The sequence below is a fragment of the Cellulosimicrobium cellulans genome (assembly GCF_007679345.1).
Lineage (GTDB): Bacteria > Actinomycetota > Actinomycetes > Actinomycetales > Cellulomonadaceae > Cellulomonas > Cellulomonas cellulans_A.
This window is the reverse complement of the sequence record NZ_VEGH01000008.1, coordinates 128,142-139,713: the sequence shown is the minus strand read 5'-3', so window position 1 is coordinate 139,713 and position 11,572 is coordinate 128,142. Positions and strand designations below refer to the sequence as shown.

At 77.9% G+C, this 11,572-nt stretch carries 8 protein-coding genes; 3 read left to right on the top strand and 5 right to left on the bottom strand.

The genetic code is table 11. From position 1 onward, the window contains the following. Positions 1-31: 31 nt before the first annotated feature. Together FS882_RS12435 and FS882_RS12430 are read right to left on the bottom strand one after the other, a co-directional pair. Positions 32-811 (bottom strand): TSUP family transporter, encoded by a 780-nt coding sequence (locus tag FS882_RS12435; protein WP_158373372.1) that lies wholly within the window; start codon positions 809-811, stop codon positions 32-34. After that, positions 808-1,479, bottom strand: a complete 672-nt coding sequence (locus FS882_RS12430) for a TetR/AcrR family transcriptional regulator (protein ID WP_262348269.1) — start codon at positions 1,477-1,479, stop codon at positions 808-810. Before FS882_RS12430 ends, FS882_RS12435 begins: the two co-directional genes overlap by 4 nt. A 130-nt stretch (positions 1,480-1,609) precedes the next feature. Between FS882_RS12430 and FS882_RS12425 the strand changes: the two genes are divergently transcribed. Continuing rightward, positions 1,610-2,035 (top strand): organic hydroperoxide resistance protein, encoded by a 426-nt coding sequence (locus tag FS882_RS12425; RefSeq protein ID WP_147794911.1) that lies wholly within the window; start codon positions 1,610-1,612, stop codon positions 2,033-2,035. A gap of 279 nt (positions 2,036-2,314) precedes the next feature. Then, a complete protein-coding gene (locus FS882_RS12420) occupies positions 2,315-4,813 on the top strand; it encodes a LuxR C-terminal-related transcriptional regulator (protein WP_158373371.1) in 2,499 nt (832 codons plus the stop codon). A 33-nt stretch (positions 4,814-4,846) separates the two neighbouring features. Here FS882_RS12420 and FS882_RS12415 read toward each other — a convergent pair whose 3' ends face one another. From FS882_RS12415 to FS882_RS12405, 3 genes are all read right to left on the bottom strand, one after another. Continuing rightward, positions 4,847-5,416 (bottom strand): DUF5063 domain-containing protein, encoded by a 570-nt coding sequence (locus FS882_RS12415; RefSeq protein ID WP_410053280.1) that lies wholly within the window; start codon positions 5,414-5,416, stop codon positions 4,847-4,849. A gap of 148 nt (positions 5,417-5,564) precedes the next feature. Beyond that, a complete protein-coding gene (gene recR, locus FS882_RS12410; RefSeq protein ID WP_158373369.1) occupies positions 5,565-6,164 on the bottom strand; it encodes a recombination mediator RecR in 600 nt (199 codons plus the stop codon). Positions 6,165-6,286: 122 nt separating this feature from the next. After that, positions 6,287-9,724 carry a DNA polymerase III subunit gamma and tau gene (locus tag FS882_RS12405; RefSeq protein ID WP_262348268.1) on the bottom strand — a complete coding sequence of 1,146 codons (3,438 nt, stop codon included), beginning with the start codon at positions 9,722-9,724 and terminating at the stop codon, positions 6,287-6,289. Positions 9,725-10,254: 530 nt separating this feature from the next. Here FS882_RS12405 and FS882_RS12400 point away from each other — a divergent pair. Next, positions 10,255-11,166, top strand: coding sequence for a MetQ/NlpA family ABC transporter substrate-binding protein (locus FS882_RS12400; RefSeq protein WP_158373368.1), 912 nt, complete (start codon positions 10,255-10,257; stop codon positions 11,164-11,166). The last annotated feature ends 406 nt before the right edge of the window (positions 11,167-11,572 follow it).

Below are 11,572 nucleotides of genomic sequence, written 5' to 3'. Positions count from 1 at the left end.
CCACCCGCGCGCCGCCCGCATCGCGGGACCGTCACAGCAGCTCGGCGCCGAGCTGCACGATCAGCACCGCCACCACCACCAGGAACACCACCCGGACGAACCCGCTGCCGCGGGCGACCGCGGTGCGCGCGCCCAGGTAGGAGCCGGCGATGTTCGCGGCCCCGACCAGCAGCCCCAGCCGCCACAGCGGCGCCCCCTGCGCGGCGAACACCACCAGCGCGCCGAGGTTGGTGGCGGCGTTGACGATCTTCGCCTGCGCCGACGCCTCCAGGAACGCGTACCCGAGCACGCCCACGAGCGCGATCACCAGGAACGACCCCGTGCCCGGGCCGAGCAGCCCGTCGTAGAACCCGATGCCGGCGCCCAGGGCGAGCGCCACCAGGAGGTGGGTCCGTCCCTGCCAGCGCAGCGCGGTGGCCCGGCCGACCTGCGGCCGGGCGACGGTGTAGACCGCGACGGCGACGAGCGCGACGAGGATCACGGGGAGGAACACCTCCTCGGGCAGCAGCGACGCCAGCGCCGCTCCCCCGCCCGCCCCGACGAGCGCCGCGAGCGCCATCGGGCCCGCCGTCGCCAGACCCGGTTGCACGCGCCGGTAGTACGTCACCGCGCTCACCGAGGTGCCCATGATCCCGGCGAGCTTGTTCGTCGCGAGCGCCTGCACCGGGCTGATGCCCGGCACCAGCAGCAGGGCCGGGAGCTGCACCAGCCCGCCGCCGCCCACGACGGCGTCGACCCACCCCGCGACGAACCCGGCCAGCACCAGAAGCAGCACGGTGCCGAGCGTGAGCTCGAGCCCCGAGACGGTCACGCGGCGGGTGCGGTGCCGGGCGCGCGGTGCGCAGCGACGACCGCCGCACCCGCGTGCCGGAGGGTCGCCGCGACCGCGGCCGCGCGCTCCGCCCCGCCGACGTACCCGGCGACCATCGCGCCGTCCCGCAGCACGACCAGCTCCTCCGCCGCGCCGACCGGGTCCAGGAGCCCCAGGTCCGCCAGCAGGTCTGCCGCGGTGCCGACCATCCACCGCCGGTGCTCGGCCACCACCGCGCGGACCGGGTGGTCCGGGTCGGCGTACTCGGCTGCGGCGTTGATGAACGGGCAGCCGCGGAACCCCGGCCGGCAGGACTCGGCGCCCAGGCCCTCGGCGTAGCCGCGGAGCACCGCCCCGGCGTCGTCGGGGTGGGCCGCGCGAACCGCGTCCAGGGCGGCGCGCTCCGCCGCGGCGACCGCCGACAGCCAGGCCACGACCAGCGCGTCCTTCGTCGGGAAGTGCCGGTAGAACGTCACCTTGCTCACCCCGGCCTCGGCGATGACGCGGTCCGCGCTGACCGCGCGGATGCCGTCGGCGTAGAACAGCCGGGCGGCGGCGTCGAGGATCCGGGCGGCCACGGGCGAGGCGGGTCGCCGCGCCGGGTCCGGCACGGCGTCGGGGTCGGCCGGCGCCCCGGGGGCGGGGACGGTGCGCGCGGGGGGCGTCACGGGGTCCTCCTCCTCGGGTCGGCGCGGCGGACGGGGACGGGACCGGCCCCGCCGGTGAGCCAGTCTGGCACGCGCGGGCGATCTGTGGCATACATAGACGTACTAGTTCGTCTACCTGGAGGTCCCTCGCATGAGCGCGCTCTACACTGCCACCGCCACCTCGACCGGCGAGGGCCGCGCCGGAGGCCAGGTCACCAGCGACGACGGCGTCCTCGACCTGACCCTCGCCGTCCCGGCCCCGATGGGCGGCCCCGGCGGCGGCACCAACCCCGAGCAGCTGTTCGCCGCCGGCTGGGCCGCGTGCTTCCACTCCGCGCTCAAGGGCGTCGCCGCGGCGGCCAAGACCCCGATCCGCGACTCCGCCGTGGTCGCCGACATCGGCATCCTCCCGAACGGCACCGGCGGCTACACGCTGAGCGCGGCCCTGCACGTCGAGATCGGCGGCGTCGACCAGGCGACGGCCGAGAAGCTCGTCGAGCAGGCGCACCAGGTCTGCCCGTACTCGAACGCCACCCGCGGCAACATCGACGTCCAGCTGGACACCACGGTCGCCTGACCCCCGGCCCCCGTCGCCCCGGGCGGAGCCGCCCGACCCCCGCGCCGGCGGCTCCGCCCGGTCGCGGCCCGCCCGCGAGGGGGTATCCGACACGTCGAGCGAGCATCCGGCGACTGCTCGCTCGACGTGTCGGCTGCTCGCTCGGCGCCCCGGGGCGCCCACGCGCGGCCACGGCTCGACCGCGCGGGTGGGCCGAGGGGCGGGCCTACGCTGGGCCCGGGCGGGCGTCGGGACGCGGCGCGCCGTCCACCGCGAGGGGGCGAGCGGAGTGGGCACACGATGAGCGGCGGCGGCCGGGACGAGGCCCTGCCCGCGGTGCGTCGCTGGCTGGCAGCGGGGCGTGACGTGCTGCTGCGCGGCGAGCGCGGCATGGGCAAGTCCACGACCCTGGAGGCCCTGCGCGCCGACCTGTCCGACCGCCGGCTGCCCGGCGTCCTGCTGCGCGCCAGCGGCCCCGCGCCGTTCGCGGCGGTGCTGGACCACCCCTCGGCGCCCGCGCGGGTGCCCGACGAGAACGCGCTGACCGCGTGGCTCGCCGACGAGCTCGCCGCGCCCCGCAGCGTGCTGCTGGTGGACGACGTCGACCGGCTCGACGCCGGCAGCCTGCGCGTGGTGCAGCGGGCGCTCGTGCGCAGCGGCTGCCGCGTCGTCGCCGCCAGCACCGCCGACCTGCTGCGCACACCCCGCGGCGGGCCCCGGGAGCTGCTCGTGGCGCGGGCGCCGGCCGAGGTGGTCGTCCCGCCGCTCGGGCTGCCGGCGCTCAGCATCCTCGTCGCCGCCGCCCTCGGCGGTCCGGCGGACGCCGCGCTCACCGGCACGCTGCTCGCCCAGTCCGGCGGGAACCCCGGCGCCGCGGTCGCGCTGCTCGCCGCCGCCCGGGCCACCGGGGCGCTGCGCCGGGACGAGGGCCGGCATGTCGACGACGGCCGGCTGCTGGAGGTGCCCGCCGACGCGGTCGCCGCGCTCTTCCTCGGCGACCTCGACGGCGACCGGGTCGACGCGCTCGAGCAGCTCGCGGTCGTCGGCCCGGTCACCGCGGAGGCGGCGGCCCGGTTGGTCGAGCCCGCGCTGCTGGACGACCTGGCCGACCAGGGGCGGCTGGTCGAGCACGAGGCGGGCGGCACCGACGCGGTGCTCGTCGTCGCCCCGCCCGCCCTCGCCCGGGCGCTGCGCGACCGGGTCGCGCCGCCGCACCGGCGCCGGCTCCTGGCGGCCGCGCGCGCGGTCGTGGGCGACGTCGTGGCCGCGGTCGAGCCGCCGCGACCCGACCTGACCGCCCTGCTCGCGCGCGACGCCGCCGGCAGCGCCGACTTCCTGCGGTGGAGCTCGCAGGTCGCGGGCATCGTGCACGAGCGCGCCGCCGCGGCGGAGTCCGCGGCGCAGGCCGCGTGGGCCGCCGACCCGCGCATCGGCACCGCGACCGCCTACCTGGCCCAGCTCATGCGACGACCGGCCCGGGACCAGATCGCCACCGTGTTCCGCGAGACCTCGCCGAGCCCCGCGGACACGGAGGACGACGTCGTGGCGTTCCGCTACTACCGCACGCGCTGGGAGGCGTGGCGGGGCGGCGACGACCCCGACCGGCCGGACCCGGCCGAGGACGGGCTCGGCCGGCTCGGCGAGCTCGAGGACCTCAAGCAGCAGCTGGTCGAGGCGATCCGCGACGGCGAGCCCGCCGAGGCGGTGGCCGCCGCCGCCCCGCTGACCGTCGGTCCCGCTCAGTTCCGCGGCGGGCCCGAGCTGCTGCGCGCCGCGGCCCTGCTGGAGTCGGGCCGTCCGGACCTCGCCCTCGCGGTGCTCGACCGCGCCGAGCGGGCCGACGACGCCGCCGACCCCGACGGCACGGAGGTCCGGCACTACCGCGCCGCCCTGCGCGGCGAGTGCCTCGGCCTGCTCGCACGGCTCGAGGAGGCGGAGCGGCACGAACGGCTGCAGCTCAGCGCCGCGTACGACGCCTACGACGCGTTCGGCATCCGGGTGCACGCCGCCGTGCTCGCCGAGGTGCTCTGCTTCACCGGGGAGATCGAGGCGGCCTGGCGCGTGCTCAGCACGGCGCTGCGCCTCGGGCCCGCCGGGCCGATCGAGACGACGTACTACCGGCGCGGCCTCGCCCTCGGGGCCGTCCTGCAGGTGGGCGCCGGCAACGTCGACCTGGCCCGGGCGCTGCTCCGCGAGCTCGAGAAGACCCCGAAGATCTACCGGCCGCTGATCCGGTCCCTGCGCGTCGTCGGCGGGATCGCCGTCGCGGTGGCCGACGGGGACCGCGCGACCGGCGCCGAGATCGCCTGGCGGGCCGGGCTGTCCTACGCCGAGGCCGGCCTGCACCAGCCCGCCCTGGTGACCTGGGCCTTCGCACCCCCGCCGTTCACCCCGGAGCGTACCGCCCGGGTCCGTGCCACCCGCCGGCACGTCGTGCTGCCGCTGCTCGACCCGTACCTGGACCTGCAGCTCGCCGTCGCCGACCGCGACGAGGCCGCCGCGGCCGCGGCGCTGCCGGCCGTGCAGCCGCGGGTGAGCGTCGCGCTCACCACCGCCGGGCGCGACCTGCTCGGGCTGGGCGGCGACGCGCAGGCCGAGCGCGCCGAGGCGCCGGTGCGCGAACCGCTGTCCGACCGCGAGCGCGAGGTGGCGGCGCTCGGGCGCGAGGGGCTCAGCAACCGGCAGATCGCGGAGCGGCTGCACCTGAGCGTCCGCACCGTCGAGAACCACATGAGCCGGGCGCTGCGGAAGCTCGGCTACCGGGCCCGGGGCGATCTCGGCCGGTGGACCGTGGGCTGACCCGCGCGACCCGGGGCCCGCGCCGTCGCCCGGTCAGGGCTGCAGCGCGTCGTACTCCGCCTCGGCCGCCACGTCGTCGTCCACGTCGAGCCGGAGGTGGGCGAGCAGCGTCTGCAGGGTGCGCAGCACGCTCGACGCGCGCTCGCCCCAGGTCGACAGGTACGAGAACTGCCACCACCACAGCGCCTCGAGCACGTGCCCGCGCTCGTGGTGCCGCAGGCCCTGCACCAGCGCACCCGCCACCGAGACCAGGTCGCCCGAGAGCGTGGACGCGGTGACCTCCCCGCCGAGGACCGGGTCGACGACCTCGGCGTACTCGTCGACACCCTCCAGCACGTTCGCGAGCGCGGCCCGCAGCGGTTCGACGTCGGGATCCGGACCGACGTCCGGCTCGAACCGGTCCGTCGGCACCACGTCCACGATCGCCCCGAGCCGCGCGCCCACGGCCAGCACGTCCGACACCGCGAGCAGCAGGAGCGGGATCGCCGCGTCCGGGTTGCTCCCCGACGCCACCTCCGTGACCGTCGTCAGGAACGCCCGGCACTCCCGGGCGGTCGAGTCACCGACGGCGCGCAGGTCCGCGGCCTCCGGGTCGAGCGCCAGGTCGTCCACCTGGGCCGAGTCGGTCGCCACGCGCAGGTCGTCGTCGGGAGGGGTCACGGGGGCCATGCTGCCCCTCCCGGTCGCGCCGCGCCCGCGGACGACCGCGACACGCGGGCACCGCCGACCACCCGGGACGAACCGGACGCGGTCAGGCGCTGATGCGGCGCCGGCCCTCGAACGCCCGGCCGAGCGTGACCTCGTCGGCGTACTCCAGGTCCCCGCCCACCGGGAGCCCCGACGCCAGCCGGCTGATGGTCAGGCCCATCGGCACGAGGAGCCGGGCCAGGTACGTCGCGGTGGCCTCGCCCTCGACGTTCGGGTCCGTCGCGAGGATCACCTCCGTGACCGTGCCGTCGGCCAGGCGGGTCATCAGGTCCTTGATCCGCAGGTCGTCCGGGCCGACGCCCGCGATCGGGTTGATGGCGCCACCCAGCACGTGGTACCTCCCGCGGAACTCGCGGGTGCGCTCGATCGCGACGACGTCCTTCGGCTCCTCGACCACGCACAGCACCGCCGCCGACCGGCGGGGGTCGCGGCAGATCCGGCAGAGGTCCTCCTCCGCCACGTTGCCGCACTGGACGCAGAACCGGACCTTGGCCTTGACCTCGGTCAGCGCGTCGACCAGGCGGCGCACGTCCGTCGGGTCCGCCGCGAGGATGTGGAACGCGATCCGCTGCGCGCTCTTGGGACCGACGCCGGGCAGTCGCCCCAGCTCGTCGATCAGGTCCTGGACCGCGCCCTCGTACACACCCGACAGCCTACGGCCCGCGGCCGACAGCGGTCGTGCTCACGGCGCGGCGGCGGCGGCGCTCCCGTGCCGGTCGCCCCGCACCGCCGCGCGGTCGTGCCGGAGCGGGGGACGGCCGCGGGTCAGTACCCCTCGTCGACGGGCTCGTCGATGACGGTCGCCCCGAGCGCCTGCGCCAGCAGCGGGATGCCGGACAGGGTGCTGGAACCGATGTCCGGGTCGTCCATCGACGGCTCGTCGTCGGCCCAGGACACCCGGGGCGCGGCGGCCACCGACCCGCCTCCGGCCGCAGCGGCACGGGCGGCGGCGCGCACGCGGTCGGCGCCGCTGGTCGCTGCGGGGCGGGCGGCCGCGTCCGCGCGCCCCGGCGCCGCGTACGGGTCCGGACCCGGGTCGGGCGGCGGCGGGACGTCGCGCGCCCAGTCGTCGTCCGGCGGCTCGGGAGCGCCCGGGTCGTCCGGGTGGTCCCACGGCGGCGGGGCGCCGGGGTCGGTCGGCGCGGGGCGAGCCGCGGGCCTCCCCGTGCCGGGCGTGCGCGCGGGCCGCCGGTCCGTCGGAGCGCCACCGGCAGCGGCCGGGTCGCTCTCGGCGGCGGGGCGCCGGCCGTCCGCGGCGCCGCTGTCGCCGACCGGGTCGGCGTCGTCCGCGCGACCGCCCGCCGGGGCGTCGGCGACGGGAGACGCGCTGCCCGGCGCAGAGCCGCGGGCGTCCGCGCGGGCGGCACCGCCCGCCGGGGCGGCACCGCCCGCCGGGGCGGCACCGTCCGCCGGGGCGGCACCGCCCGCGGGCACGCGGCCGGACGCGGGAGCGGGACGACCCGCGGCCGCCGGGCCGCCGTCCTCGCCCGTCGGCCGAACTGCACCCGGCGCCGTCGAGCCGCCGTCCGGCGAGGTCGCGACGCCGTCCGGCAGGGTCGCGCCGCCGTCCGGCGGGGTCGCGCCGCCGTCGGACGAGGTCGCGGCGCGCGCACCGCCCAGCGGGGCCACGACGGGCCAGCCGTCGTCGCCCACGGCGACGACGGGCGCGGTCGCCGTGGACGCCGCGGTGCCGGGCCCCGCGGGAGCCGGGGAGCGGTGGTCGGACGTGCCGGCCGCGGGCGCGGCGGCGCTCCGCGTGCCGGCCGCTCGGCGGTCCTCGACGTCGGCCGCAGGCCCGTCGACCTCCTCGCCGCGGCCGGGACCCCGGCGGGACGGGCCGTCGGCGTCCACGTCGGCCCCCGGGCGCGGGTCCGCGCCGCCCTGGACCTCGGCCGCCCCGGACGCGTCCGGGCCGTCGACGTCGTCGGGGCGCGTGACGGTCGCGGAGGACCAGGGGTCCGCCGCGTCGGGGTCGTCGGCGTCCGCGGACGCGTCGGCGCCGGACGGGGCGCCCCCGGGCGTGCCGTGCGACGAGCGCGCCGACTCCACCGGGCTCGCCGCCGGCGCCGGCACGGGTGCGGGCCGGGCGGCGGGCGCGTCCCAGGACGCGGCGGCCTCGGCGGTGGAGGGAGCACCACCGCCGCGGGCGGCGGGCGCAGGACCTACCGCCGCGCCGGGACCGGACCGGGCCGGGGCGGCGCCGGCACCACCGGAGAGCACCGGCTCGACCTTCACGCTGAACCCCAGCGTCTCCCGCACCGCCTGCTGCACGAGGTCCGCGTGCGAGCCCGCACGGAACGCCGACGCGAGGCCCGGCGCCCCGAACCCGAGCTTGAGGGTGGTGGCGTCGAGCTCGACGACCTGGGCGTTCTGGCTGATCAGCACCCAGGTGGTCTTCTTGAGCCGGCCGAGCGTCTCGAGGACCTCGGGCCAGCGGCGGCGCAGCATCTCCGTGTCGCCGCCGCCGGACGGACCGGCCGGGCGCTCGGCGGGTGCGACGGGCTCGGCCGTCGGGACGTCGTGCGGCGCGGGGGGCGGCGCAGCGGCCGGCTCGGCAGCAGCCCCGACCGGGCGGGACGGCGCGGTCGCGCCCGTCGGCCGTGCGGCAGGACCGCGCTCGTCGACGGCGCGGCGCTCGTCGGCAGCGCCACCTTCGGAGGCAGCCCCGCCCTCGCCGCCGGCCCCGCTCTCGCCGGCAGCCGCACGCTCGTCGGCAGCACCCTGCCGCCCGGCCGCGGCGGGCTCGTCGGCCGCCGCGGACCCGGCCGCCTGCGCCCCGCCGGGGCTCGCGTACCGCGTGGCCCCGGCGGCGGAGGTCCCGAGGACGTCGGACGGTGCCTCGTCGCCCCCGGCGCCCGGCGCGTCCCCCGGACCGGTCCCCCGGGCCTCGTCGGCGGCCGCGCGGAGCGCCGTGCCCGCCTCGCGCACCTCGGGCGCGGGGCTCGGCGGCGGGGTCACCACGGCGACCCGCTCGACGGGTGCCGCGGGCTCGAAGGCCGGGGCGGCCGCGACCGCGCCCCCGGCGCCCGGCGCGGGGGCCACGCGCACGCCCTCGCGCTCGAGCCGGTCGACCCGGGCCCCGAGACCCGCGGCGGAGTCGTCCAGCGCCGGCAGCAGCAGCCGGGCCATGAGCAGCTCGAGGTGCAGCCGGGGCGAGGTCGCGCCGGTCATCTCGGACAGCGCCGCGTTGACCAGGTCGGCGGACCGGGACAGCTCGGCGGCGCCGAGGTGGGTGGCCTGCTGCTGCATCCGGGTCATCTGGTCGCCCGGGACGTCGCGGAGCACGGCCGCGGCCGCGTCTCCGGAGGCCGCCAGCACGATGAGGTCGCGCAGCCGCTCGAGGAGGTCCTCCACGAACCGCCGGGGCTCGTGGCCGGTCGAGATGACACGCTCGACCACCCGGAAGGCGCTCGCGCCGTCGCGGGCCGAGATCGCGTCGACCAGGTCGTCGAGCAGCGAGGCGTGGGTGTACCCGAGCAGCGCGACGGCGTCCTCGTACCCGAGGCCCTCGGGCCCGGAGCCGGCGATGAGCTGGTCGAGCACCGACAGGGAGTCGCGGACCGAGCCGCCGCCCGCGCGCACGACGAGCGGCAGCACGCCCGAGCCGACCCGCACGCCCTCGGCGGTGCAGAGCTGGTCCAGGTAGCCGACCATCACGTCCGGCGGCACGAGCCGGAACGGGTAGTGGTGCGTGCGGGACCGGATGGTGCCGATGACCTTGTCGGGCTCCGTCGTCGCGAAGATGAACTTCACGTGCTCCGGCGGCTCCTCGACGATCTTGAGCAGCGCGTTGAAGCCCTGCGGCGAGACCATGTGCGCCTCGTCGAGGATGAACACCTTGTACCGGTCGCGTGCGGGCGCGAACGTGGCGCGCTCGCGCAGGTCGCGGGCGTCGTCGACGCCGCCGTGGCTGGCGGCGTCGATCTCCACGACGTCGAGGCTGCCGGGGCCGCCGCGGGCGAGCTCGACGCAGGACTCGCAGACGCCGCACGGGGTGTCGGTCGGCCCCTGGGCGCAGTTGAGGCAGCGGGCGAGGATCCGGGCGGAGGTCGTCTTGCCGCAGCCGCGCGGGCCGGAGAACAGGTAGGCGTGGTTGGTCTGCCCCGACCGCAGCGCCTGCCTCAGCGGCGCGGTGACGTGGTCCTGGCCGACGACCTCCGCGAAGGTCTCGGGCCGGTAGCGGCGGTACAGGGCTGTCGTCACCCCAGAACTCTAGAGGGGCCGGCCGACATCCCGGGACCCCGCCGGGGGCCACCTGGGGACGGGCCGGGACGGGCCCGAGGGAGCGGCCCCGGCCCGCGGCGACGCCCGATCAACGACACCGTATCTCACATAGCGGACGGCTTGTTCCACTGAGCGAGACGGGACGCTAGGTTCGCCGCCATCGCGGACCGCTCCCGGTCCGCCGCACGCACCCGAGGAGGAGGCAGCACGATGCGCGAGCACGCCACGACGACCTGCCGCCCCTCGATGTGCGCCGTTGCGCAGGCCGTCGCCTGTCGCTGTACCGCCGCGGCCTGACCGCCCGCGCACACCGGCGGCCCCGCCGCCGCTCCGGCCCAGGCCGCCCCGTGCAGCCACGCCGGTCCCGCGCCCGCGAGATGCCCGCACGGCGCCCGCACCCCGCACCGGCACCCGCACCCCGTGCGACCGCGGACCCCGCACCACCCCCGATCCCCGCAGCACCCCGACCCGGCACGTCCCTGCCGGGCCCACCCGAGAGGCACACCCCCATGAAGCGCAGACTGACCGCCTGGATCGCCGCGATCGCCGCCACCGCGTCGCTCGCCGCCTGCGCGTCCGGCGGCGGCGAGTCCTCGGCCGGGGCCACGGCGACCGCCGACGCGGACAACCGCGTCACGGTCCGCGTCGGCGTCACCGACAAGGCCCAGGAGTACTGGACGACGTTCACCGACCTGGCGGCGGACGAGGGCATCGACGTCGAGCTGGTGAACTTCACCGACTACACGCAGCCCAACCCGATCCTGAGCTCGGGCGACCTGGAGCTCAACCAGTTCCAGCACCTGCTGTACCTCGCGAACTACAACGTGAACTCCGACGACGACCTGCAGCCCATCGGCTCGACGGCGATCTACCAGCTCGGCCTCTACACGACCAAGGGCTACGCCTCCCCGGAGGACGTCCCGGAGGGCGCCGAGATCGCCATCCCGAACGACGTGGTGAACCAGGCCCGCGCGCTGCTCGTCCTCCAGTCGGCCGGCCTGATCTCGCTGGTGGACGGCGGCAACGCGTTCTCGACGCCCGCCGAGGTCGACGAGGCCGCGTCGAAGGTGAAGGTCGTCCCGGTCGACGCCAACCAGACGGCGGTGCAGCTGCAGAGCCTGGACGGCGCGATCATCAACAACAACTTCGCGACGGACGCGGGCATCGACCCGACCACCGCGATCTACTCCGACCTCGAGGACACCGACACCGCGCGGCCGTACCTCAACCTCTGGGTCGCCCGGGCCGAGGACGCCGACAACCCGGTGTTCCAGCAGCTCATCGACATCTACCACTCGCCCGAGGTCACCGACCAGCTGGTGGAGGAGAACGGCGGCACCGCCGTGGTCGAGGACGTGCCGGCCGAGGAGCTGCAGTCCGACCTCGCCGACCTCGAGGACCTGGTCCGCGAGAACGCCTGAGCACCGCGCCCGACGGACGGCGCCGGCCCCCGCGACGGGGCCGGCGCCGTCCGCGCGTGGGGCCCGGGAACCCGTTCGGTGGCGGGACCGCGGGCCCGGTGGCACCGTGATCGCGCGGCACCCGGGTGCCGTGAGATCCGCGGACGCGGCGCTCCCGGCGGGTGCTAGGGTCGCCCGCGTCCGCCCCACCCAGGGACAGGAGTCGAGCACGTGAGCACCCACGCCGCTTCCGAGCGCCGCGCGCAGCCGATGCGCGCCATGGCCGGGGCGTCCTGCGGTCTCATGTGCTGTCGCCAGCGAATGTGCTGACGCTGCATCCTCGCAGCACGGCCCTCCCGCGGCGGACGTCCCGCCCGGCCCGACGCTCCTGACGAGCGGACCGGCCCGACCGGACTCCTCCTCCCGG